Genomic DNA, 24,437 nt, shown 5'->3' on the forward strand with positions numbered 1-24,437 from the left:
GTCAGCCGATCCCGGGGACGAGGGAGACGAGCAGGTCGATGAGTTTGATGCCGACGAAGGGCGCGACCAGGCCGCCGAGGCCGTAGATCGCGAGGTTGCGCCGGAGCATCCGGTCGGCGCTGACCGGCCGGTAGCGCACACCCTTCAGGGAGAGCGGCACAAGCGCGATGATGATCAGCGCGTTGAAGATCACCGCGGAGAGGATCGCGGAGTCGGGCGAGGACAGGTGCATGATGTTCAGCTTGTCCAGGCCGGGGTAGACCGCCGCGAACAGCGCCGGGATGATCGCGAAGTACTTGGCGACGTCGTTGGCGATCGAGAACGTCGTCAACGCGCCCCGGGTGATGAGGAGTTGCTTGCCGATCTCGACGATCTCGATGAGCTTGGTCGGGTCGGAGTCGAGGTCGACCATGTTGCCGGCCTCCTTGGCGGCCGACGTGCCGGTGTTCATGGCGACGCCGACGTCCGCCTGGGCGAGGGCGGGGGCGTCGTTCGTGCCGTCGCCGGTCATCGCGACGAGCTTGCCGCCGGCCTGCTCGCGTTTGATGAGGGCCATCTTGTCCTCGGGGGTGGCCTCGGCGAGGAAGTCGTCGACGCCGGCCTCCTCGGCGATCGCCCTGGCGGTGAGCGGGTTGTCGCCGGTGATCATGACGGTCCTGATGCCCATGCGGCGCAGTTCCTCGAACCGCTCGCGCATGCCGTCCTTGACGACGTCCTTGAGGTGCACGACGCCCAGCACCCGGGCCCCGCCCGCGTCCTCGACCGCCACGAGCAGCGGGGTGCCGCCGGCCGCCGCGATCCCGTCGGCCAACTCCTCTGCATCCGCTGCCACTTGGCCGCCACGCTCGGTCACCCAGGCGGCGACCGAACCGCTCGCCCCCTTGCGTATCCTGCGCCCGTCGACGTCCACGCCCGACATCCGGGTCTGGGCCGTGAAGGCGATCCACCCGGTGCCGGCGAGCTCGCCCTGGTGCCGCTCGCGCAGCCCGTAGCGCTCCTTGGCCAGCACGACGACGGAGCGGCCCTCGGGCGTCTCGTCGGCCAGCGACGACAGCTGGGCGGCGTCGGCGAGTTCGGCCTCCGTGGCCCCGCGCACCGGCACGAGCTCGGCGGCGCGGCGGTTGCCGAGGGTGATGGTGCCGGTCTTGTCGAGCAGCAGCGTGGAGACGTCACCGGCGGCCTCGACCGCGCGTCCCGACATGGCGAGGACGTTGCGCTGGACCAGCCGGTCCATGCCGGCGATGCCGATCGCGGAGAGCAGCGCGCCGATGGTGGTCGGGATGAGGCAGACCAGCAGCGCCACCAGGACGACCATCGTCACCCGGGTGCCCGCGTAGTCGGCGAACGGCGGCAGCGTGGCGCAGGCCAGCAGGAAGACGACGGTGAGCGAGGCGAGCAGGATGTTCAGCGCGATCTCGTTGGGCGTCTTCTGCCGGGCCGCGCCCTCGACGAGGCCGATCATCCGGTCGATGAAGGTCTCACCGGGCCTTGTCGTGATCTTGACGACGATCCGGTCGGAGAGGACCTTGGTGCCGCCGGTGACGGCGCAGCGGTCGCCGCCGGACTCGCGGATGACGGGCGCCGACTCACCGGTGATCGCGGACTCGTCGACGGAGGCCACGCCCTCGACGACGTCGCCGTCGCCGGGGATGACGTCGCCCGCCTCGCAGACGACGAGGTCGCCGATCCTCAGCTCGGTGCCGGGGACGCGTTCCTCGGCGGCGCCGGCGACCCGCCGGGCCACCGTGTCGGTCTTGGCCTTGCGCAGGGTGTCGGCCTGCGCCTTGCCGCGGCCCTCGGCGACCGCCTCCGCCAGGTTGGCGAAGACGACGGTCAGCCACAGCCAGGCGCTGATGGTCCAGCCGAACCAGTCGCCCGGGTCCTTGAGGGAGAACGCGGTGGTCAGCAGGGAGCCGATCCACACGACGAACATGACGGGCGACTTGACCATCACCCGCGGGTCCAGCTTGCGCACGGCGTCCGGCAGCGACCGGACCAGCTGCCCGGGGTCGAACAGGCCCGCGCCGACGCGGCCCTCCGGGCTCCTGTGCCCGGAGGGCACGTCGGTGTGCGGCACCCGGGTCGGGGTGGCTGTGGACATCGAGTCCTCTTGGTTCTCGGTACGGGTGGTCATGACGCCAGCCCCTCGGCCAGCGGGCCCAGGGCCAGCGCCGGGAAGTAGGTGAGACCGGTGATGATCAGGATCGCGCCCACCAGCAGGCCGGTGAACAGCGGTTTTTCGGTGCGCAGCGTGCCGGCGGTGACCGGGACCGGCCGCTGCCGGCCGAGCGAGCCGGCCAGTGCCAGCACGAAGACGATCGGCAGGAAGCGGCCGAGGAGCATCGCCAGGCCCAGGGTGGTGTTGAACCACTGCGTGTCCGCGTTCAGGCCGGCGAAGGCCGAGCCGTTGTTGTTCGCGGCGGAGGTGTAGGCGTAGAGGATCTCGGAGAAGCCGTGCGCCCCGGAGTCGGTCATCGAGTGGACCGGGGTCGGCAGCGCCATCGCGGCGGCGGTGAGGACCAGCACCAGCGCCGGTGTGACGAGGATGTAGCAGGCGGCGAGCTTGATCTCGCGGGTGCCGATCTTCTTGCCGAGGTACTCGGGCGTGCGGCCGACCATCAGCCCGGCGATGAACACCGCGATGACCGCCATGATCAGCATGCCGTAGAGGCCGGAGCCGGTGCCGCCGGGCGCGATCTCGCCCAGCATCATGCCCAGCATGGTGATCCCGCCGCCGAGGCCGGTGAAGGAGGAGTGGAAGGAGTCCACCGCGCCGGTCGAGGTGAGCGTGGTCGACACCGCGAAGATCGACGAGCCGCCGACGCCGAAGCGGACCTCCTTGCCCTCCATGGCCCCGCCGGCGATCTGGAACGCCGGGCCGTGGTGCGCGAACTCGGTCCACATCATCAGAGCGATGAATCCGGCCCAGATGGCGGCCATCGTGGCGAGGATCGCGTAGCCCTGCCGGACCGAGCCGACCATGACGCCGAACGTCCGCGTCAGCGAGAACGGGATCACCAGCATCAGGAAGATCTCGAAGAGGTTCGTGAACGGCGTCGGGTTCTCGAAGGGGTGTGCGGAGTTGGCGTTGAAGTAGCCGCCGCCGTTGGTGCCGAGCTCCTTGACGGCCTCCTGCGAGGCGACCGCCCCGCCGTTCCACTGCTGAGAGCCGCCCAGGCCGTGCCCATCGAAGAACTGACCGACCTCGTGGATGCCGGAGAAGTTCTGGATCACGCCGCAGGCGATCAGCACGATCGCCGCGACGAAGGCGCCCGGCAGCAGGATGCGGGTGACGCCGCGCACCATGTCGGCCCAGAAGTTGCCCAGTTCGCCCGAGCGGGAGCTCGCGAACCCGCGCACCAGGGCCACCGCGACGGCCATGCCGACGGCCGCGGAGACGAAGTTCTGCACGGCCAGCCCGGCGGTCTGCACCACGTGGCCCATGGCCTGCTCGCCGTAGTAGGACTGCCAGTCGGTGTTGGTCACGAAGGAGACGGCGGTGTTGAACGCCTGGTCCGGGTCGATCGCCTTGAAGCCCAGGGACAGCGGCAGCACGCCCTGGATCCGCTGGAGCAGGTAGAGGAAGAGGACGCCGGCCGCCGAGAAGGCGAGCACCCCGCGCAGGTACGCGGTCCAGCGCATCCGGGTGTCGGGGTCGGCGCCGATGCCCCGGTAGATCCACTTCTCGATCCGCCAGTGCCGGTCGGAGGAGTAGACCCTGGCCATGTGGTCGCCGAGCGGTATCCAGGCGAGGGCCAGCGCGCCGACGAGGGCGAGCAGTTGGAGGACGCCCGCGAGTACGGGACCCATCAGTTCTCAGAACCTCTCGGGGAAGATCAGGGCGAGGACGAGATAGCCCAGCAGGGCGACGGCCACGACCAGGCCGACGACGTTCTCGGCGGTCACAGCTTCGTCACCCCCTTGGCGACGAGGGCCACCAGCGCGAAGAGCGCGATCGTGGTGACGACGAAGGCCAGATCGGCCATCGCGAGCTCCTGGGGTCGGGGATGCGGGTCGGGCGAACGAACGCGCGCTGTCGGGCGTCGAACGCTGTCGATGTCGAGGAAACAACCCCGTTGGCCCGGAGTGAGCGCCGTTGACGGCTCCCATACGCCGCTCCACCCGCCCTTGACGGAGCCCTTACGCACGTGACGCTGGGTGTCCGCAGGCCCCTGACGGCCCCGCCGCACCGCGCCCCCTCCCCCGTACGGCGCAGTCGCCCGCTGACCCGTCCCGAACACGGCGCCGCACCCTCTTCGCAGGTCCGCCCGGCGAGTCTTAACGCAAGCTTGACGCCGCGAACCCCCTTCCGCCATGGGCCCACACGTCACTCTCCGCTTACGCTGATGCGGCCGTCCGCGTGATGGCCGGAAACCGCACGCCGTGCCACGGGCCCGGCCGCACCACAGGAGCACCCCGATGGCCACCACCGAGCACCCCGCACCCGGCCGCCTGCGCGCCTGGATGCTGGAGGGCCTGTCCGACATGGGCAAGGGCGGCGGCCACCAGGGCCCGCACGCGGCGCCGGAACCGGCCCACCGTGGCCAGCGCTGGTACCGGGTGATGTGCCTGACCGGCGTCGACTACTTCTCCACCCTCGGCTACCAGCCGGGCATCGCCGCCCTCGCGGCCGGACTGCTGTCGCCGATCGCGACGATCGTGCTGGTGATCGTCACGCTCGCCGGGGCCCTGCCGGTCTACCGGCGGGTCGCCGAGGAGAGCCCGCGCGGCGAAGGCTCGATCGCCATGCTGGAGCGGCTGCTGTCGTTCTGGAAGGGCAAGCTGTTCGTCCTGACCCTGCTCGGCTTCGCCGCCACCGACTTCCTGATCACCATCACCCTGTCCGCGGCGGACGCCTCCACCCACCTCGTGGAGAACCCGCACCTCAACAGCGCCCTGCACGACAAGCAGCTGCTGATCACGCTCGTCCTCGTGGCGCTGCTCGGCGCGGTCTTCCTCAAGGGCTTCCTGGAGGCGATGGGGTTCGCCGTCGTCCTGGTGGGCGCCTACCTCGCGCTGAACGCGGTCGTCGTGGTCGTCGGGCTGTGGCACGTCGCCACCCAGGAGCACGTCGTCACCGACTGGTCGAACGCCCTGACCGCCGAGCACGGCAACGTCTTCGTCATGATCGGCTTGGCCCTGATCGTCTTCCCCAAGCTCGCGCTCGGCCTCTCCGGCTTCGAGACCGGCGTCGCCGTCATGCCGCACGTCCAGGGCGACCCCGGCGACAGCGACGCGCGCCCGACCGGCCGCATCCGGGACACCAAGAAGCTGCTCACCACCGCCGCCCTGATCATGAGCTGCTTCCTGATCACCACCAGCTTCATCACCACCCTGCTCATCCCTGAGAAGGAGTTCGAGCCCGGCGGCGACGCCAACGGCCGCGCGCTCGCCTATCTCGCGCACGACTACCTGGGCAACGTCTTCGGCACGGTCTACGACGTCTCCACGATCGCCATCCTGTGGTTCGCCGGCGCCTCCGCGATGGCCGGCCTGCTCAACCTGATGCCGCGCTACCTTCCCCGCTACGGCATGGCCCCGCACTGGGCCCGCGCCGTGCGCCCGATGGTCATCGTCTTCACCCTCGTCGCCTTCCTCGTCACCTGGATCTTCGACGCCGACGTCGACGCCCAGGGCGGCGCGTACGCCACCGGCGTGCTGGTGCTGATCAGCTCGGCGGCGATCGCCGTCACCATCGCCGCCCGCAAGGCCGGCCAGCGCAAGTGGACGATCGCCTTCGCGGTCATAGCGGCGGTGTTCCTGTACACGACGGTCGTCAACGTCATCGAGCGCCCCGACGGCGTGAAGATCGGCGCCTGTTTCATCGCCGGCATCATCCTCGTCTCGCTCCTGTCCCGGCTGGCGCGCGCCTTCGAACTCCGCGTCACCGGTGTGACGCTCGACCCCATGGCGGAACGTTTCATCCGGGACATGGCCAGCCGGAAGATCCGGTTCATCGCCAACGAGCCCGACCAGCGCGACAAGGCGGAGTACCGCGACAAGATCGAGCAGATCCGGCAGGACAACGACCTCCCCGGGGAGGACTTCGTCTTCGTCGAGGTCACCGTCCTGGACCCGTCCGAGTTCGAGGCGAACCTGACCGTGCGCGGCGAGGTCCTGCACAACCGCTACCGGGTCCTGACCCTTGAGTCCTCCTCCATCCCCAACGCCCTGGCCGCGCTGCTGCTCCACGTCCGCGACGCGACCGGCTGCACGCCGCACATCTACTTCGAGTGGACCGAGGGCAATCCGTTCGCCAACTTCCTGCGCTTCTTCCTCTTCGGCCAGGGCGAGGTCGCCCCGGTCACCCGGGAGGTCCTGCGCGAGGCGGAACCGGACCGCGCCCGCCGCCCCCGCGTCCACACCGGCTGACGCGGGCCGGGCCGGGCGGTGCCCCTATCGTGACGGCATGCAGTCCTACACCATCGGCCAGGCCGCGCGTCTGCTCGGCGTGAGCCCCGACACCGCGCGCCGCTGGGCCGACGCGGGCCGGGTGGCGACCCACCGCGACGACACCGGGCGACGTCTCATCGACGGCGCGGACCTCGCCGCGTTCTCCGTCGAACTCGCCCAGGCCGGCACCCCCGAGGAGGGCGCCGCCTCCTACACCTCGGCCCGCAACGCCTTCCCCGGCATCGTCACCGCGATCAAACTCGGCGACGTCGCCGCCCAGGTGGAGATCCAGGCCGGCCCGCACCGCCTGGTCTCCCTGCTCACCCGGGAGGCCGTGGAGGAACTCGGCCTTGAGGTCGGCATGGAGGCCACCGCCCGCGTGAAGTCGACAAACGTCCACATCGACCGCGTCTGAATCTGCCAGCACGCACATGCGCGCCTCAGGCAGTGTTTCCGGGCGCTGATGCGGTCTTGAAGCAGGCTTACACCTCGCACCTGCGGCGGTATCATCACGGCAGGGCCCGTTCGAGGGACCGACGAAACCGAGGAGACCGCCGTGATGACCCGAACCAGCCGCCGGGCCCGCAGGGCCTCGCGGGCAGCGGCCGCCTCGGCGGTCGCGCTGCTGGCCCTGGCCGGCTGTTCCGACTCCGACGGCACGGCGTCCGACGCCTCCGCGTCCCCGGCGAAGCCGTCGGGCACGGTGACCGTCTTCGCGGCGGCCTCCCTCAAGGAGAGCTTCACCGCGCTCGGCAAGGAGTTCGAGAAGGCCCACCCGGGCACCGAGGTCACCTTCAGTTTCGGCGGCAGCGACTCCCTCGCCGCGAGCATCACCGGCGGCGCCCCTGCCGACGTGTTCGCCGCCGCCAGCGCCAAGACCATGGCGATCGTGACGGACGAGAAGGCCGACGCCTCCGCCCCTGTCACCTTCGCCCGCAACCGGCTGGAGATAGCCACCGCACCGGGCAACCCCGACAAGATCGCCTCCCTGAAGGACCTCACCAGGCCGGGTCTGAAGGTCGTCCTGTGCGACAAGGGCGTCCCGTGCGGCTCCGCCGCCCAGAAGGCCCTGACGGCCGGCGGTCTGAAGGTCACCCCGGTCTCCTACGAGCAGGACGTCAAGAGCGCCCTGACCAAGGTCGAGCTGAAGGAGGCCGACGCCGCGCTGGTGTACAAGACCGATGTGCACGCGGCGGGTGACAAGGTGGAGGGCGTGGACTTCCCCGAGTCGGCCGGCGCCGTCAACGACTACCCCATCGCCCTCCTCGAAGACGCCCCGAACCCGGCGGCGGCCCGCGCCTTCATCGACCTCGTGAGGTCCCCGCAGGGCGTCCGCGTGCTGTCCGAGGCCGGGTTCCTGAAGCCGTGAAACGCGGGGTCCGCCCGGGCGTTCCCTTCGCGCTCCTCCTGCCCGCCCTCCTCGGCCTGGCCTTCCTCCTGCTGCCGCTGGTCGCCCTCGTGGTGCGCGCCCCCTGGCACAGCCTGCCCGAGCAGCTGACCGGCGACGCGGTCTGGCAGGCGCTGCGGCTCTCCCTCGTCTGCGCCACCGCCGCGACCGCGGTGAGCCTGGTCGTCGGCGTGCCCCTGGCCTGGCTGCTGGCGCGCGCGGACTTCCCCGGCCGCGGCCTGGTCCGCGCCCTGGTCACCCTGCCGCTGGTGCTGCCCCCGGTGGTGGGCGGTGTGGCCCTGCTGCTGGCCCTCGGCCGGGGCGGCGTGGTCGGACAGTGGCTGGACGCCTGGTTCGGCGTCACGCTCCCCTTCACCACGGCGGGCGTCGTCGTCGCGGAGACCTTCGTGGCGATGCCGTTCCTCGTCATCAGCGTCGAGGGCACGCTGCGCGCCGCCGACCCCCGCTACGAGGAGGCCGCCGCCACCCTCGGCGCCTCCCGCTTCACCGCGTTCCGCCGGGTCACCCTGCCGATGGTCGCCCCGGGCATCGCGGCCGGCGCGGTGCTCGCCTGGGCGCGGGCGCTCGGCGAGTTCGGCGCCACGATCACCTTCGCGGGCAACTTCCCCGGCCGCACCCAGACCATGCCCCTCGCCGTCTACCTCGCCCTGCAGAGCGACCCGGAGGCCGCCATCGCCCTCAGCCTGGTCCTTCTGGCCGTGTCCGTCGCCGTCCTGGCGGGCCTGCGCGACCGCTGGATGACCACGCCATGACCGAGGCCGGCGCACCCGCCACCGCGGGACTGGACTGCCGTCTCGTCGTGGACCGCGGCTCCTTCCGCCTCGACGTGACGCTCCGTGCCGCACCCGGCGACGTGGTGGCCCTGCTCGGCCCCAACGGCGCCGGCAAGACGACGGCCCTGCGCGCCCTGGCCGGGCTCGTCCCGCTGACCGAGGGCCATCTGCGCCTGGACGGCGAGGCGCTGGAGCGCACCGCGCCGGAGTCCCGCCCGGTCGGCGTGGTCTTCCAGGACTACCTGCTCTTCCCGCACCTGAGCGCACTGGACAACGTGGCGTTCGGCCCGCGCTGCCGAGGCGCGACCAAGGCGCAGGCACGCGCCCGAGCCGCCGTATGGCTGGAGCGCATGGGTCTCACCGAACACGCAGCAGCCAAGCCCCGCCGGCTGTCCGGCGGCCAGGCCCAGCGTGTCGCCCTGGCCCGCGCCCTCGCCACCCAACCGCGGCTGCTCCTGCTCGACGAGCCGCTCGCCGCGCTCGACGCCCGCACGCGGCTGGAGGTGCGCGCGGGGCTGCGCCGCCATCTGGCCGCGTTCGAGGCCGTCGCCGTCCTGGTCACCCATGACCCGCTGGACGCCATGGTCCTCGCCGACCGTCTGGTCGTCGTCGAGCACGGCCAGGTCGTGCAGGAGGGCGCCCCGTCCGACATCGCCCGTCATCCCCGCACGGAGTACATCGCGCAGCTGGTCGGCCTGAACCTCTACCGGGGCCGGGCCGACGGGCACACGGTCCGTCTGGACGCGGGGCCCTCGCTGACCACGGCGGAGGAGCTGTCCGGCCCCGTGTTCGTCGCCTTCCCGCTGAGCGCGGTCACCCTCCACCGCGACCGTCCCGCCGGCTCCAGCGCCCGCAACCTGTGGCGCTGCGAGGTGGCCGGTCTGGAGACCCACGGCGACCAGATCCGCGCCGACCTCGGCGGCGAACTCCCCCTGGCCGCCGACCTCACCACGGTCGCGGCCGCCGAGCTGGACCTGCACCCCGGTGCCACGGTCTGGGCCACGCTCAAAGCGGCACAGACACACGCATACCCGGCATGACACCGGCCGGGTTCTACGGTAGGTGCCCATGACCCTGAGCATCCGCAACCAGCTCCCCGGCACGGTCACCGCCGTCGCTCCCGGCGATGTGATGGCCACCGTCGGCATCCGCCTCACCAGCGGCCGGGCCGTCACCGCGGCGATCACCAGGGAGGCCGTGAACGACCTCGACCTTGCACCGGGCTCCGCCGTCCGCGTCCTGGTGAAGTCGACGGAGGTCGCGGTGGCCACCGGGCCGGTCGAGGGACTGTCGATCCGCAACCAGCTCCCCGGTACGGTCACCGGCATCGCGGTCGGCGGCGCGATGGCCTCGGTCAGGCTCTCCGTCGAGGACGGCGAACTGGTCGCCGTCGTCACCCGGGAGGCGGTCGAGGACCTCGGTCTCACCGTCGGCTCCGACGCCGTCGCCCTGATCAAGGCGACCGAGGTGTCCCTGGCGACGGGATGAGACGCCCGAGGGCTCCCGCCCACAGGGGACGGGAGCCCTCGGCACCGGTGTCGCGGCGCCGGTCACACGCGGGGTGACCGGCGGGCCGCCCGGCGTCAGTCCTCGTAGGCGTCCAGCGGCGGGCAGGAGCACACCAGGTTGCGGTCGCCGAAGGCCTGGTCGATCCGGCGCACCGGCGGCCAGTACTTGTCGGCGGCCGACACCCCGGCCGGGAAGACGGCCTCCTCCCGCGAGTACGCGTGCTCCCACGTCCCGCCGAGCGCGGCGGCGGTGTGCGGCGCGTTGCGCAGCGGGTTGTCGTCGGCCGGCCACGCGCCCGAGGCGACCTTCTCGATCTCCGCGCGGATGGCGATCATCGCCTCGCAGAACCTGTCGAGCTCGATGATGTCCTCGGACTCGGTGGGCTCGATCATCAGCGTCCCGGCCACCGGGAACGACATCGTCGGCGCGTGGAAGCCGTAGTCGATGAGCCGCTTGGCCACGTCGTCGACGCTCACCCCGGTCGCCTTGGTCAGCGGACGCAGATCGATGATGCACTCGTGCGCGACGAGCCCGCCGGGCCCGGTGTACAGCACGGGGTAGTGCGGTTCGAGGCGCTTGGCGATGTAGTTGGCGCTGAGCACCGCCACCTGGGTGGCCCGCTTCAGCCCCTCCCCGCCCATGAGCCGCACGTAGGCCCACGAGATCGGCAGGATCCCGGCGGAGCCCCAGGGCGCGGCCGAGATCGGGCCGACACCTGTCTCGGGCCCGGCGGCGGGCTGCAGCGGGTGGTTCGGCAGGTACGGAGCGAGGTGCGAGCGCACGGCCACTGGGCCGACGCCGGGACCGCCGCCGCCGTGCGGGATGCAGAACGTCTTGTGCAGGTTCAGGTGGGAGACGTCACCGCCGAAGTGCCCCGGCTTGGCGAGCCCCACCAGCGCGTTGAGGTTGGCGCCGTCCACGTACACCTGGCCGCCGGCGTCGTGCACCTGGGCGCAGATGTCGGCGACGTGCTCCTCGAAGACGCCGTGCGTCGACGGGTAGGTGATCATCAGCACGGCGAGCTCGTCCCGGTGCTTGTCGATCTTCGCCCTGAGGTCCTCGACGTCGATCTCGCCGTCCCCGGCGGTGGCGACGACGACGACCTTCATGCCGGCCATCACGGCACTGGCGGCGTTCGTCCCGTGCGCGGACGACGGGATCAGGCACACCGTGCGCTGCTCGTCGCCGTTGGCCCGGTGGTAGCCGCGCACCGCGAGCAGCCCGGCCAGCTCGCCCTGCGAGCCCGCGTTGGGCTGGAGGGACACGTTGTCGTAGCCGGTGACCTCGGCGAGCCGCTCCTCCAGTTCCCGGATGAGGGTGAGGTAGCCCTGCGCCTGCTCGGCGGGCGCGAAGGGGTGCAGCTGCCCGAACTCGGGCCAGGTGACCGGCTCCATCTCGGTGGTGGCGTTGAGCTTCATGGTGCACGAGCCCAGCGGGATCATGCCCCGGTCCAGCGCGTAGTCCCGGTCGGACAGCCGGCGCAGGTAGCGCAGCATCGCCGTCTCGGAGCGGTGCTGGTGGAAGACGGGGTGGGTGAGGACCTCGTCGGCGCGCAGCAGCCCCGTGGGCAGGGTGTCCTCGGTGACCGCGTCCAGCGCCGCGATGTCGCCCTCGGTCCCGAACGCGGCCCACACGGCGGTGATCTGGGCCCGCCCGGTGGTCTCGTCGCAGGCGATCGACACGTGGTCGGCGTCGACGAGGCGCAGGTTGACGCCGTTCTCCCGCGCGGCGGCGACGACGTCCTCGGCCCGGCCCGGCACACGCACGGTCAGCGTGTCGAAGTAGGAGCCGTGCACGACCTCGGCCCCGCCGGCCGTGAGCCCCGCGGCCAGGATCGTCGCGTACCGGTGCGTGCGCCGGGCGATCGCCCGCAGCCCCTCGGGGCCGTGGTACACGGCGTACATTCCGGCCATGACGGCGAGCAGCACCTGCGCCGTGCAGATGTTGCTGGTCGCCTTCTCACGCCGGATGTGCTGCTCGCGCGTCTGCAGCGCCAGCCGGTACGCCTTGTCGCCGTCGGCGTCGACGGAGACGCCCACGAGCCGCCCGGGCAGGCTGCGGGCGAACTTCTCCTGGACGGCCATGTAGCCGGCGTGCGGCCCGCCGAAGCCCATCGGCACACCGAACCGCTGCGTGGTGCCGACGGCGATGTCCGCGCCCAGTTCCCCGGGCGAGGTCAGCAGCGTCAGCGCGAGCAGGTCGGCGGCGACGACGACGAGCGCGCCCAGCTCGTGGGCCTGGTCGATGACGGGCTTGATGTCCCGTACGACGCCGGAGGCGCCCGGGTACTGGAGCAGCACGCCGTTGATCTCACGGCCGGCGATGTCGGCGGGGATGCCGTCGCCGAGGTCGGCGACGACCACCTCGACGCCGGTCGGCTCGGCGCGGGTCTCGATCACGGCGATCGTCTGCGGCAGCACGTCCGCGTCGATCAGGAAGAGGCCCTTCTTGTTCTTGCCCATGCGGCGGGCCAGCGCCATCGCCTCGGCGGCGGCCGTCCCCTCGTCGAGCAGCGAGGCGCCGGAGGTGGGCAGCCCGGTCAGGTCGGCGACCATGGTCTGGAAGTTCAGCAGGGCCTCCAGCCGGCCCTGGGAGATCTCCGGCTGGTAGGGCGTGTAGGCCGTGTACCAGGCCGGGTTCTCCATGACGTTGCGCAGGATGACGGGCGGCGTGAAGGTGCCGTAGTACCCGAGGCCGATCATGGGGGCGAGGACCTCGTTGCGGTCGGCGAGCGACCGCAGCTCGGCCAGCACCTCGGCCTCGGTGCGCGCGCCGGGCAGGTCCAGCGCGTCGGCGTTCTTGATCACATCCGGGACGGAGGCGGCGGTCAGCTCGTCCAGCGAGCCGTATCCGACGTGCGCGAGCATCTTGGCCCGCGCCTCCTGGTCAGGGCCGATGTGGCGCTGCTCGAAGGGGATTCCCTGTTCGAGGTCGGAGAGCGGAATGCGATGGGCGGTCATTGCGGAGGCCTCCTGGTCTGACGCGACCTTCGAGGGGCACCACTGGCGCGGGTACCCGGACGGCCTCCCCCTCTGTCATCTCAACCTGAGAGTTTCACCGGCCGCCCGTGGGCGTCCGGTTTTCACCGTCGGTGAGAGCGGGGACTCGCGCCACCGCTCTGCTTTCCAGAGTGACCTCGTCCGTGCGGTACGTGGGCCTGAGAGATTCCGGGGAGGATTTGCTCCTTCGGCGCCTCCGACGGCTTCTCGGAGGACTCTCCCGCACGGGGTCAGCAGCCGTTGCCAGACTACCAGCGGGGTCAACGCCCCTCCTTTCGAGTGGCCGCCCGTCCCGTTGTGCTCTTTTGTAGTGCTTACGGATGAGATGCGACCATGTGGAGGGCCCCGTGCAGACCGACATCGATCCGCGCAACCTGATCGGCCGCAAGGCGTTCGACCGCAACGGCGCCAAGATCGGCACGGTGGACGAGGTCTACCTCGACGACGCGACCGGCGTGCCGGAATGGGCCGCCATACGCACCGGTCTCTTCTCCCGTGACGCCTTCGTGCCCCTGGAGCCCAGCGAACTGGTGGAGGGCGCGCTGCGCGTCCCCTTCGAGCGGACCCTGATCAAGGAGGCCCCCGACTTCGGCGTGGGCCGCCACCTCTCCCCCGAGCAGGAGCTCCAGCTCTACCACCACTACGGCCTCGACGTGGCCGCCCCTCCCCCGCTGCCCGACCACGACTTCGGCAGACTCGCCGGCTCGGACGACACCTGAGCCGCGCCGCAGGTCACCGGGCCGGGACGATGTGGGGGCCGGGCCCGGGCGCAGTCGTGCGCGGGCCCGTCTCCGCCTGCGGCGGCGGTCCGGCGCCGGGCGTCCCCGGGGGCGCGCCGGGCACCAGGGGCAGCGGGTCCGCCGGTTCCAGGGCGGGGTCGTCGACCCGGAACGTCCGCACCCGGCCCACGTCCGACCAGGGCGTCTCGAAGCGCACGGTGACCCGGCCGAGGCCGCTGCCCTGCACCCAGCCGTGCCCCAGCTCGGCGTGGCGTACGTCGAGGCCCGGCCGCCACCGGTGTTCCACGGGCGTCTCCTCCCGCTCGGCGGGCTCACGCGCCGGCTCCTCCTCGGGCGCCGCCGACAGCCGCTCCCCCGCGGCCTGCGCGAACAGGTCCTCCTGGGTGTAGTCCGCCAGGCCGCTGACTCCCACGCCGAGCAGCCGCACCCCGCCCGTGGTGTCCACGGAGTCCAGCAGCCGCGCCGCCGCCTCCCGCACCACGGCGGGGTCGTCCGTGGGCCCGCGCAGGGTCTCCGACCGGGTGAGCGTGGAGAAGTCGTAGCGCCGCACCTTCAACACGATCGTCCGCCCCGACAGCCCGGCCTCGCGCAGCCTGCGCACGCACCGGTCGGCCAGCCGGCCGACCTCCAGACCCACCCGCAGCCGATCGTGGATGTCCACGTCGTAGGTGTCCTCCACGGACACCGACTTGGTCTCCCGCTCGGCCACCACCGGCCGCTCGTCCCGCGCCAGCGCCATGCCGTACAGCGCGTGCCCGTGCGCCTTGCCCAGCAGCCGTACGAGTTCGTCCTCGCCCGCCTCGGCGAGTTCGTCGACCGTGGTGATCCCCGCCCGTCTGAGGTGGTCGCCCGTCGCGGGCCCCACGCCCGGCAGCGTCCGCACCGGCATCGGACCGAGCAGCGCCCGCTCGGTGCCCGGCTCGATCAGCACCAGCCCGTCCGGCTTGGCCCGCTCCGAGGCGATCTTCGCGAGCATCTTGGACGCGGCCAGCCCCACCGACCCGGTGAGCCCCGTGACGGCGCGGATGTCCGCGCGCAGCCGGACCCCGGCCGCCTCAGCCGACGCACCGTCCCAGGCCGCTCCGCCGGCCTCCAGATCGACGAACGCCTCGTCCAGGCTGAGCGGCTCCACCAGCGGGGACAGGGCCCGCAGCAGCGCCATCACCTGCTCGCTGATGGCGCGGTAGAACATGAACCGCGGCGCCAGGTAGGCGGCGTTCGGAGCCAGCCGGCGCGCCTGCGCCGTGGGCATCGCCGAGTGCACCCCGAACACCCGCGCCTCGTACGAGGCGGTGGCCACCACCCCGCGCGGCCCGAGGCCCCCCACGATCACGGCCTTCCCGCGCAGGCTCGGCTTGGACGCCTGCTCCGCCTGCGCGAAGAAGGCATCCATGTCGAGATGCAGGATGGTGGGCGCGTTTCTCACATCTACGATGCTGCACCACGCCACTGACAACGGCCTCACGCGGCGGTCGACACCGGCCGAGGGGCCGCTGAAGAGGCTCCCCCGGAAGGTCAGACCGCCCGGTTGCGCCGCCGCGCCAGTTCGTCGGCCGGGTTGTGCCCCACGAGCGTCTCCCCGGTGTCGACGCGTTCCCCGTGCAGCTGCGACAGCGCGCTCTCGACGTCCTGCCAGACCACGCCCACCGCGATGCCGAAGACGCCCTGGCCGCCCTGGAGCAGCTCGTGGACCTCGTCGGGGGACGTGCACTCGTAGACCGTGGCCCCGTCGCTCATCAGCGTCAGCCGCTCCAGATCACGGAACCCGCGCTCACGCAGGTGCTGGACGGCGGTGCGGATGTTCTGCAGCGACACCCCCGTGTCCAGGAACCGCTTGACGATCTTCAGGACGACGACGTCCCGGAAGCTGTACAGACGCTGGGTGCCCGACCCGTGGGCGGACCGCACGCTCGGCTCCACGAGACCGGTGCGGGCCCAGTAGTCCAGTTGCCGGTAGGTGATGCCCGCGGCCGCGCAGGCCGTCGGACCGCGGTAGCCGATCTGTTCGGACGCCATGGACGCCGTCCCTCCGCCGCTCGGCACGGCCGCCGGCCGCTGCGAAGCCTGCGGGGCCGCGCTGCCGTGACCGGGGTGACCCCCGCTCGCCCGCAGCCGAGAGCCTGGGGGCAGGTACGGACCGCCACCCCCGACACCGAATCCGGGGGCACCCCCAGCCGTACCGTCGCCGCTGCTTCTCACGCCGACCTCCGTCCTTGACCTGCCTCTCGACGGTAGGCAGTCACCAGGGGTGCGTCAACGATCGCCACACTCGCCACGCCGAGTGATAATCACCCTAAGAGTGGTTTCCCGCACCCCGCCGCGGGGAAAGGCTAGCCGAATGCGCTGAGAAGGAGCCGTAGGACGCTCTCACTCGCCCCCGGCAATCGCCGGGAACCGGCCCCGCCGCAACGGCCCGTCGCGGGCGCCGGCGGCGCCCCGCGAGGCCTACTGGTTGCTGGTGCCGAAGTCCTCCGGGGAGATCTGGTCGAGGAACTCGCGGAACTTCTCCACCTCGTCCTCCTGCTCGTCCGGGATGGCGATGCCCGCGTCGTCCAGCACCGTGTCGCTGCCGAAGATGGGCGTCCCGGTGCGCAGGGCCAGCGCTATGGCGTCGGAGGGACGGGCGCTCACCTCGACCCCGCTGGCGAAGACCAGCTCGGCGTAGAAGACGCCCTCACGCAGATCCGTGATGCGCACTTCCGTGAGCTCCTGGCCGACGGCCTCCAGCACGTCCTTGAACAGATCGTGGGTCAGCGGCCGCGCCGGAGCCATGCCCTGCTGGGCGAAGGCGATGGCCGTCGCCTCCCCCGGCCCGATCCAGATCGGGAGGTAACGGTCGCCTCCCACTTCACGCAGCAGCACGATCGGTTGGTTGGAGGGCATCTCGACCCGGACACCTACGACATCGAGCTCGTTCACACAGCAACCCTAGGCCGTGCCCGGGACGTTTGGGTAGTCGGGCCGGGAACGGGTGACCGATCCGGCCGCCCCGGACCCGGACAGCCCCCAAGCGCCCTCAGGGCAGCCGCACCCCGAGCGCGGTCTGCACCAGCGCCGAGTGCAGCCGGACCGTGAGGTCCGCCAGCTCCTTCGTACGGGCCTGCGCATGCGCCCTGGTCTGCGGATTGCGGTGCAGCTTGAGCGGGGCGACCACCTGGTCGACCAGCCCCGCCTCACGGTCGGCGGCGGCCTTCATCACCCGCAGATGCCGGGGCTCGATGCCGAACCGGCCCAGTTCGGCCACCAGTGCCGCCACGGTGGCCGCCTCGGCGTCGTAGACCCCGTCGCCGAGCGGCACCACCAGCCCGTACGACTCCCACTCGTCGAGATCTCGCTCGTCGATGCCCGCGGCGGCCAGCAGCTCGGCCCGGCCGATCCGCGCGGCGGTGGGAGCCTCGGACGCCTCCGGGACGGCCTCGCCGTCCCGCTGCCGGCCCACCGTGGGAAGCGCCGCGGCCTCGCCGCGCTCCATGGCGTCCAGATGCTCGCGGATCACCTTGAGCGGCAGATAGTGGTCACGCTGCATCCGCAGCACATGGCCGAGGCGCTCGACGTCGCCGGCGCTGAACTTGCGGTACCCGGACGGGGTCCGCTGCGGCTCGACGAGACCTTCGGCCTCCAGGAAACGGATCTTGGAGATCGTCACCTCGGGGAACTCGTCGCGCAGCACGTTCAGCACCGTGCCGATGCTCATCAGACCACCGTCCGCGGTGGCGGCGCCGTGCCCGGCACCGCCCCTCGGTGTTCGAAGCATGGACCTTCCCTTGGGGGGTGCCCCCGGGACGCTCCCGGGGGAGGGTCAGTAGCCTCGCTGGCTCGCGTAGAAGACCAGCCGGTACTTGCCGATCTGCACCTCGTCGCCGTTCGACAGGGGAACCTCGTCGATCCGCTCGCGGTTGACGTACGTGCCGTTCAGGCTGCCGACGTCGGCCACCGTGAACGAACCGTCCTGACCGCGCCGGAACTCCACATGGCGGCGCGAGACCGTCACGTCGTCCAGGAAGATGTCGCTCTGCGGGTGACGCCCCGCCGTGGTCAGATCGCCGTCCAGCAGGAAGCGGCTGCCCGAGTTGGGACCACGGCGCACGACCAGCAGCGCCGAACCCAACGGCAGCGCGTCGACCGCGGCCTGGGCCTCGGGCGAGAGCGCCGGCAACTGCGTCTGTCCGGTGACCTCGGAGTCGTACGCCTCCAGACCCGAGATGGAGATCGTCGACGTCGTCTCCGACGGCCGCTCCGGCGTCACGCCAGGCCTCAGCGGCGCGCCGCAGTTGGAGCAGAAGCGGCTGTTCTCCGCGTTGCGGTTACCGCACCTCGTACACACCAGGGCCGACATAGGGGAAAACCCTCCACCCGTAGTTGAGGTTGACGGTTGCCCGAAACCTATGCCGCCGGACTGGGCGGGGTCAACAGACGCCGCGCCCTGACCACCGGGAATGTCACTGCCCGGACCACCCACCTGGTCCCGGAACAGCGGCCGCTGGCCTTCCGCGTCCGGCTGCGCACGATGGCGCGCGGTCGCGTTGTCGCTGCCTTCTCGCGCGCTCTTGCCGAACAACTTCGCAAACAACTTCACGGGCGATTCCCCTTGACCGAAACAGACCCGCCCGTGGGGCAGGACGAACCCTGACTGAATACACCGGCCGACCCGGACATCTTCACAACGTCCGTAGCCACCAGACAGTTTCCACCACGCACCACCCGATCGGTGCGCCGACCCCCCGCAACCTCATGCCCCTGCCCGACGACCGCCATGCACCGCCGGTTCACTGCGAGGACGACCGAGCGTAGTCAGGCTGCTTCGCCGCTCGCAAGGCGTCCACGACGATCTTGGTGGATCGCTCGACGGTCACGGTGGCCTGCTCCTTCTCCAGGGTCTGCACCACGCCTCCAGGGATGTTGAGCGCCGGTTCGAGGTCCTGCGGCTTGCCGATGACCTTGAAACGATAGGGCGCGTTGATCTTGTTCCCGTCGACGCTCACGGAGTTGTCCGAATCGGTGAGGTACGTGCCGGCGACCACCCGCACGTCGTTCACCTGGATCGCCTCCGCCCCCGCCGCCCGCAGCTCCTGGATCGCGTCGAGCAGCATGTCCGCCTCGACCGTCCCCTTCTTGTCGTCGATGGTCACAGTGATGCCGGGCCCCTCGGCGGCCACCGTGCCCGCCAGGATGCCGAGTTGCTTCTCCTTCTCGACCGTCTGCCGACGGGCCTCCTCGGCCTGGTCGGAACTGTTCTCCAGTTCCTGCCGCTGCTTCTCGAGACCCTGCTTCTCGTCCTCTAGACGCTGACTGCGGTCATCCAGTTCATCCAGGATGCGCACGAGGTCCTCCTGGCGCGCACCGCGCAGGGCGTTGCCGCTCTCGCTGTTGGAGGCGACCTGCACGGCCAGACCGAAGCCGAGGCCGAACAGGAGCAGCGCCACGATGAGTTGGGCCCGGGTGACGCGCGGCGGCCACAGCCCCTGCACCAGCCGCTGCCGCCCGGTCAGCGACGACTCGGGGTCCTCGGCCGGCGCCCATCCGGGGGGTTCCTCCGCCGGCGCCGGGGACTTCGCGTCGGGCGCCGCCGCAGCAGGTCCGGCCGCAGCGGGCGCCGCCTCGGCGGCTCCGGCGCGCGTGTCCTGCGCCGGGACCTCCGCGGGCAGCTCCTTGCGCAGCAGCTGGGTCGTGGGCGTCTCGTCATGCCGAGGGGCCTGATCACGGGGCGAACCCTGCCCCTGGCGGGGAGTCTGGCTGCGCGGCGCGGCCTCCCGGCGAGGGGCCTGGCTGCCCGGCGCGGCCTCCTTGCGGGGGGCCTCGTCCCGGCGCGCCGTCTCGTCCGGTCGCGGAGTCCTGTCCTGGTCGCTCATCGGCCTCACGCCCTGAAGACGTGCCGGCGGATGGCCGCGGCGTTGGAGAAGATGCGGATGCCCAGCACGACCACGACACCCGTGGACAGCTGCGACCCGACTCCCAACTCGTCGCCCAGGAAGACGATCAGCGCGGCCACGACGACGTTCGAGAGGAACGACACGACGAACACCTTGTCGTCGAAGATCCCGTCCAGCATGGCCCGCAGACCACCGAACACGGCGTCCAGCGCCGCCACGACGGCGATCGGCAGATAAGGCACGACGGCCGCAGGAATCTCGGGCTGGACCAAGAGGCCGGCCACGACTCCCACGACGAGGCCCAGTACGGCGATCACGATGTGCCCTTCCCGGTTTTCTCGGTGCTCGGCTGTGCTGTACGTACGATCACACTCGGCGCCGCGGGCAGCTTGAGGTCGCTCTCCACCGAGATGGCGGTGCGGATGCCGAAGTTCTCCTGGAGGGCGCTCAGATACAGCCCGTCGGAGCTGTCCTGGAACGCGCTGCTGAGGTTCTTCCCGTCGCCCACCGCGAGCACGGTGTACGGCGGCACCAGCGGACGGTTGTCGACCAGTATCGCGTCGCCCGCCGCCCTGATGGCCGACAGCGCCGTCAGCCGCTGCCCGTTGATGGAGACGGCCTCCGCGCCCGACGCCCACAGCCCGTTGACGACCCGCTGCATGTCACGGTCGCGCACCCGGCCGGTGTCGGAGAACCCCGTCGTCTCGCGCGGGTTGCTCCCGCCTCCCGCGGACGCCTCCTCGGCGTCGTCCACGACCAGCTTGACGCCGGGCCCGTGCACCCCGACGGCGCCCGCGAGCATCCCCGCCAGCACCGCCTGACCGCCACCGCTGTCGCGGAGCGCTTCCCGCTGCCGCGCGCTCACGTCGTCGCGCAGCTCGTCGACGTCATCCTCCAGCTTGTCGGCCGCCTCGGTCTCCTGGTCGATGCGGTCGATCAGTTCCTCGCGCTCCTTGGCGACGGCGGGGGCGGCGACGCGCGCCTGCACCCCGCCCACCGTCACCACGAGGGCGGCGAGCACCAGCCCGGCGGCGAGGCCGAGCTTCGCCCGCACCGTTCTGGGCATCCCGCCCGAGCCTTCGGCCCGCTTGCGGGCGGCGGCCTCGGCATAGCCTTCGTCGAGGCTGTGGTCCATGACGTTGGTGAGCAGCGACATGGACGCGTCCGGGCGCGACCCAAACGCGGGTGTGCTCCGAACGGGGGGCTGCTGCGGCATGCCGCACATCGTCGCACGTCGCCGCCGATACCTCCGAATGGCCCCACCGGCGTGCCGGACGGGCCCCCTCGCGGAGGCCCGTCCGGCACGCGCGCGTAGGTGCGCTGGTCAGCGCCCGGCGCTGTCCACGACCGCCGACCACTCGTCCAGCAGGGCCTGCGCGGAGGCGTCGTCCGGCCCTTCCGCCCACAGATGGGTGACCGCCTCCGCCGGGTCCGGCAGGACCATCACCCAGCGTCCGTCCGTCTCGACCACGCGCACGCCGTCCGTGGTGTCCACGAAGCGGTTTCCGGCCGCCTCGACGACCCGCCGCATCACGAGCCCCTTGACGGCCCACGGGGTCGCCAGATCCCGCTTCAGGACGTGCGCCCGCGGAATCCGCGCGTCGATCTGGCTCAGCGTGAGCTGCGTCCGGGCCACGAGCCCGATCAGCCGCACGAAGGCCGCCGTGCCGTCGAAGACGCTGCTGAACTCGGGGACGATGAAGCCGCCCCGGCCGTCACCGCCAAAGATGGTCGATTCGTCGCGCCCGACCCGGGTCAGGTCGTCGGGCGAGGTAGTCGTCCATTCGACCTGGGTGCCGTGGTAGGCCGCCACCTGCTCGGCGATCCTCGTCGTGGTCACCGGCAGGGCGACCCGCCCGCTGCGCCGCTCGGCGGCCACCAGGTCGAGCAGGACGAGCAGCGCCCGGTCGTCCTCGATGATCCGGCCCTTCTCGTCGACGAGCGAGAGCCGTTCGCCCACCGGGTCGAACCGCACGCCGAACGCGGCACGCGAGGACGCCACGATCTCCCCGAGGCGCACCAGCCCGGACCGCCGCTGGTCGGCGGACTCCGTCGGCCTGGCCTCGTTCAGGCCCGGGTTGATGGTCAGCGAGTCCACCCCGAGCTTGCCGAGCAGACTCGGCAGGACGAGCCCGGCGCTGCCGTTGGAGGCGTCCACGACGACCTTCAGGCCGGACTCGGCGATCCCGGTGGTGTCCACGTTGCGCAGCAGCGACCCGGTGTACGAGTCGAAGACGCTTGCCGGGAAGTGCAGGTCGCCGATCTCGCCCGGGAACGCCCGCCGGTACTCCTGCCGAGCGAACACCCGGTCCAGCTTGCGCTGGCTGCCCTGCGACAGGTCGGCGCCCCGCCCGTCGAAGAACATGATGTCCACGGAGTCCGGCACTCCGGGCGAGGTCCGGATCATGATGCCGCCGGCGCTGCCCCGCGCGGTCTGCTGCCGCGCCACGGGCAGCGGCACGTTCTCCAGGTCCCGTACGTCGATGGCGCTGGCCTGGAGCGCGGAGATCACGGCCCGCTTCAGCGCCCGCGCACCACGGGAGTGGTCACGGGCCGTGGTGACGGTCGAGCCCTTCTTCAGCGTGGTCGCGTAGGCGCCGGCGAGGCGCACGGCCAGCTCGGGCGTGATCTCGACGTTCAGGATGCCGGAGACACCGCGGGCGCCGAAGAGGTGCGCCTGTCCGCGGGACTCCCAGATCACGGAGGTGTTGACGAACGCGCCGGCTTCGATGGTCTTGAACGGATAGACCCGCACGTTGCCCTGCACGATCGATTCTTCACCGATCAGGCATTCGTCGCCGATGACCGCGCCGTCCTCGATACGGGCGGCCCGCATGATGTCGGTGTTCTTTCCGACGACACAGCCGCGCAGATTGCTGTGCTGCCCGATGTACACGTTGTCGTGCACCACGGCCTTGTGCAGGAAGGCGCCGCTCTTGACGACGACGTTGGAGCCGACGACGGTGTGCTCGCGGATTTCCGCGCCGGCCTCCACCTTCGCGTAGTCCCCGATGTAGAGAGGACCGCGCAGAACGGCGTCGGGGTGCACTTCGGCGCCCTCGGCCACCCACACGCCCGGCGAGATCTCGAAGCCGTCGAGCTCGACGTCGACCTTGCCTTCCAGGACGTCGGCCTGGGCCTTCACATAGCTCTCGTGCGTGCCGACGTCCTCCCAGTAGCCCTCGGCGACATAGCCGTAGATCGGCTTGCCTTCCTTCATCAGCTGGGGGAAGACATCGCCGGACCAGTCGACGGGGACGTCGGCTTCCACGTAGTCGAAGACCTCGGGCTCCATCACGTAGATGCCCGTGTTCACGGTGTCCGAGAACACCTGGCCCCAGGTCGGCTTCTCCAGGAAGCGTTCGACCTTGCCTTCCTCGTCGACGATCGTGATGCCGAATTCAAGCGGATTGGGCACGCGCGTCAGGCAGACCGTGACCAGAGCGCCCTTTTCCTTGTGGAAGTTGATGAGATCGGTGAGGTCGAAGTCGGTCAGGGCATCGCCGGAGATGACAAGGAAGGCGTCGTCCTTCAACGCCTCCTCGGCGTTCTTGACGCTTCCGGCGGTACCGAGTGGCTTCTCCTCGTTGGCATATGTGAGCTCCATTCCGAGCTCCTCGCCGTCACCGAAGTAGTTCTTGACCAGTGAGGCCAGGAACTGCACGGTGACGACGGTCTCGTTGAGCCCATGCCTTTTGAGCAGCCTGAGAACGTGCTCCATGATCGGCCGGTTGGCCACCGGCAGGAGCGGCTTGGGCATGCTCGAGGTCATAGGGCGAAGGCGAGTGCCCTCGCCTCCGGCCATCACGACGGCCTTCATGTCGGAAGCGTCCTCCTTGAAGAGACGGTCTAGCCGACTTCACCCGTCCAGATTGTCCCGCACTTTTCCCCCGCGGGCCATCGAGCCGCTCTTGACCGGCAATCGGTGGGCTCAGTCGGCCATGACGTCCGCACGGACCAGGCGGCGGACTTGTACCACGTAGAGGACTCCTGCCCACCAGTACAGGGTTGTACCCCAACCTGCGAACGCCCATCCGAAAACAGCCGCCAGCGAAGCCAGCCATCCGCTTCCGTCGCTGAGCAGGAGAAGCGGGAACGCGTACATCAGGTTGAACGTGGCGGCCTTCCCCAGGAAGTTCACCTGGGGCGGCGGATAGCCGTGCCGTCTGAGGATGCCCACCATCACCAGCAGAACCAGTTCCCTGGCGAGAAGTACAGCGGTCAACCAGAGGGGCAGAATCTCCCGCCAGGTGAGGCCGACCAGGGTGGAGAGAATGTAGAGCCGGTCGGCGGCCGGGTCGAGTAGCCGGCCGAGGCTGCTGATCTGGTTCCAGCGCCTCGCCAGCTTGCCGTCCAGGTAGTCAGTCACCCCGCTCAGGGCCAGCACGAGGAGAGCCCAGCCGTCGCTCTGCGGCCCTCCGAACTCGGGCCTGAGAATCAGCCACAGGAAGAGGGGCACGCCGAGGAGACGCGCCATGCTGAGGATGTTGGGGATGGTGAGGACCCGGTCGGTCTGAACACGGGTCTCCTGGACCTCCACCCGGGGGCCTCCAGTAGGAAATGAACCAACGATGCTCCCCGACCCTACCTCAACGCAAAAAAGCTCTGGCTCTTGGGCTGTGAAGCCCAAGAGCCAGAGCTCTAAAAGGAGTTCGGCGGCGTCCTACTCTCCCACAGGGTCCCCCCTGCAGTACCATCGGCGCTGTGAGGCTTAGCTTCCGGGTTCGGAATGTAACCGGGCGTTT

The 24,437-nt window shown here is 70.9% G+C and carries 21 protein-coding genes, 1 rRNA gene, 1 pseudogene and 1 riboswitch; of the genes and pseudogenes, 7 read left to right on the top strand and 16 right to left on the bottom strand.

Going from position 1 to position 24,437, the window contains the following annotated elements; genetic code table 11:
- Position 1: 1 nt before the first annotated feature.
- From kdpB to ACFYXA_RS12710, 4 genes are read right to left on the bottom strand one after another with little or no spacing between them, the layout of a single operon-like run.
- Positions 2-2,101, bottom strand: coding sequence for a potassium-transporting ATPase subunit KdpB (kdpB, locus tag ACFYXA_RS12695; protein ID WP_389031733.1), 2,100 nt, complete (start codon positions 2,099-2,101; stop codon positions 2-4).
- A gap of 29 nt (positions 2,102-2,130) precedes the next feature.
- Entirely contained in the window at positions 2,131-3,810 is a 1,680-nt protein-coding gene (gene kdpA, locus ACFYXA_RS12700; protein WP_389031551.1) for a potassium-transporting ATPase subunit KdpA, read from the bottom strand.
- Positions 3,811-3,816: 6 nt separating this feature from the next.
- Positions 3,817-3,906, bottom strand: coding sequence for a K(+)-transporting ATPase subunit F (kdpF, locus tag ACFYXA_RS12705; RefSeq protein ID WP_009326374.1), 90 nt, complete (start codon positions 3,904-3,906; stop codon positions 3,817-3,819).
- Entirely contained in the window at positions 3,903-4,148 is a 246-nt protein-coding gene (locus ACFYXA_RS12710; RefSeq protein WP_389031556.1) for a hypothetical protein, read from the bottom strand. Before ACFYXA_RS12710 ends, kdpF begins: the two co-directional genes overlap by 4 nt.
- A 271-nt stretch (positions 4,149-4,419) precedes the next feature.
- On the opposite strand from ACFYXA_RS12710, the gene ACFYXA_RS12715 reads away from it, so the two are divergent.
- From ACFYXA_RS12715 to ACFYXA_RS12740, 6 genes are all read left to right on the top strand, one after another.
- The gene (locus ACFYXA_RS12715) at positions 4,420-6,372 is read left to right on the top strand and encodes an amino acid transporter (protein WP_389031559.1); all 1,953 of its coding nucleotides are present in this window, start codon (positions 4,420-4,422) and stop codon (positions 6,370-6,372) included.
- 37 nt (positions 6,373-6,409) lie between these two features.
- Positions 6,410-6,808 (top strand): helix-turn-helix transcriptional regulator, encoded by a 399-nt coding sequence (locus ACFYXA_RS12720; protein WP_352252100.1) that lies wholly within the window; start codon positions 6,410-6,412, stop codon positions 6,806-6,808.
- 144 nt (positions 6,809-6,952) lie between these two features.
- A complete protein-coding gene (modA, locus tag ACFYXA_RS12725) occupies positions 6,953-7,762 on the top strand; it encodes a molybdate ABC transporter substrate-binding protein (RefSeq protein ID WP_389031562.1) in 810 nt (269 codons plus the stop codon).
- Entirely contained in the window at positions 7,759-8,553 is a 795-nt protein-coding gene (locus tag ACFYXA_RS12730; protein ID WP_351098105.1) for an ABC transporter permease, read from the top strand. Before modA ends, ACFYXA_RS12730 begins: the two co-directional genes overlap by 4 nt.
- Positions 8,550-9,614, top strand: coding sequence for an ABC transporter ATP-binding protein (locus ACFYXA_RS12735; protein WP_389031566.1), 1,065 nt, complete (start codon positions 8,550-8,552; stop codon positions 9,612-9,614). Before ACFYXA_RS12730 ends, ACFYXA_RS12735 begins: the two co-directional genes overlap by 4 nt.
- Positions 9,615-9,642: 28 nt before the next feature.
- Entirely contained in the window at positions 9,643-10,062 is a 420-nt protein-coding gene (locus ACFYXA_RS12740; RefSeq protein WP_389031569.1) for a molybdopterin-binding protein, read from the top strand.
- Between the two features lie 95 nt (positions 10,063-10,157).
- Here ACFYXA_RS12740 and gcvP read toward each other — a convergent pair whose 3' ends face one another.
- On the bottom strand, positions 10,158-13,043 hold the full coding sequence (gcvP, locus tag ACFYXA_RS12745; protein WP_389031572.1) for an aminomethyl-transferring glycine dehydrogenase: 2,886 nt from the start codon (positions 13,041-13,043) through the stop codon (positions 10,158-10,160).
- A gap of 175 nt (positions 13,044-13,218) precedes the next feature.
- Positions 13,219-13,315: riboswitch (glycine riboswitch) on the bottom strand.
- A gap of 114 nt (positions 13,316-13,429) precedes the next feature.
- Between gcvP and ACFYXA_RS12750 the strand changes: the two genes are divergently transcribed.
- Positions 13,430-13,801, top strand: a complete 372-nt coding sequence (locus ACFYXA_RS12750) for a PRC-barrel domain-containing protein (RefSeq protein ID WP_207228766.1) — start codon at positions 13,430-13,432, stop codon at positions 13,799-13,801.
- Here ACFYXA_RS12750 and ACFYXA_RS12755 read toward each other — a convergent pair.
- The 11 genes and pseudogenes from ACFYXA_RS12755 to rrf form a co-directional block, all read right to left on the bottom strand.
- Positions 13,723-15,248 (bottom strand): annotated as a pseudogene (locus tag ACFYXA_RS12755) (DNA polymerase IV). The gene ACFYXA_RS12750 and the pseudogene ACFYXA_RS12755 overlap by 79 nt on opposite strands.
- 89 nt (positions 15,249-15,337) lie before the next feature.
- The gene (locus ACFYXA_RS12760; protein WP_207228765.1) at positions 15,338-16,021 is read right to left on the bottom strand and encodes a MerR family transcriptional regulator; all 684 of its coding nucleotides are present in this window, start codon (positions 16,019-16,021) and stop codon (positions 15,338-15,340) included.
- 246 nt (positions 16,022-16,267) lie between these two features.
- A complete protein-coding gene (locus ACFYXA_RS12765) occupies positions 16,268-16,741 on the bottom strand; it encodes a bifunctional nuclease family protein (RefSeq protein WP_055634823.1) in 474 nt (157 codons plus the stop codon).
- 97 nt (positions 16,742-16,838) lie between these two features.
- Positions 16,839-17,576: a MerR family transcriptional regulator gene (locus ACFYXA_RS12770; protein WP_352252111.1), complete on the bottom strand. Its 738-nt coding sequence runs from the start codon at positions 17,574-17,576 to the stop codon at positions 16,839-16,841.
- A gap of 45 nt (positions 17,577-17,621) precedes the next feature.
- Positions 17,622-18,506: an FHA domain-containing protein gene (locus tag ACFYXA_RS12775; protein ID WP_351098123.1), complete on the bottom strand. Its 885-nt coding sequence runs from the start codon at positions 18,504-18,506 to the stop codon at positions 17,622-17,624.
- Positions 18,507-18,588: 82 nt separating this feature from the next.
- Positions 18,589-19,671, bottom strand: a complete 1,083-nt coding sequence (locus ACFYXA_RS12780; RefSeq protein ID WP_389031577.1) for a DUF881 domain-containing protein — start codon at positions 19,669-19,671, stop codon at positions 18,589-18,591.
- A gap of 5 nt (positions 19,672-19,676) precedes the next feature.
- On the bottom strand, positions 19,677-20,009 hold the full coding sequence (locus tag ACFYXA_RS12785; RefSeq protein ID WP_030798533.1) for a small basic family protein: 333 nt from the start codon (positions 20,007-20,009) through the stop codon (positions 19,677-19,679).
- A complete protein-coding gene (locus tag ACFYXA_RS12790; protein WP_352252117.1) occupies positions 20,006-20,917 on the bottom strand; it encodes a DUF881 domain-containing protein in 912 nt (303 codons plus the stop codon). Before ACFYXA_RS12790 ends, ACFYXA_RS12785 begins: the two co-directional genes overlap by 4 nt.
- Before the next feature lie 99 nt (positions 20,918-21,016).
- Positions 21,017-23,512, bottom strand: a complete 2,496-nt coding sequence (locus ACFYXA_RS12795; RefSeq protein ID WP_389031582.1) for a sugar phosphate nucleotidyltransferase — start codon at positions 23,510-23,512, stop codon at positions 21,017-21,019.
- Positions 23,513-23,623: 111 nt separating this feature from the next.
- Positions 23,624-24,232 (bottom strand): CDP-alcohol phosphatidyltransferase family protein, encoded by a 609-nt coding sequence (locus tag ACFYXA_RS12800; protein WP_352252121.1) that lies wholly within the window; start codon positions 24,230-24,232, stop codon positions 23,624-23,626.
- Between the two features lie 110 nt (positions 24,233-24,342).
- Positions 24,343-24,437, bottom strand: a 5S ribosomal RNA gene (gene rrf, locus ACFYXA_RS12805); the annotation flags it as partial.

This window comes from Streptomyces sp. NPDC002566 (assembly GCF_042889585.1).
Taxonomy (GTDB): Bacteria; Actinomycetota; Actinomycetes; order Streptomycetales; family Streptomycetaceae; genus Streptomyces.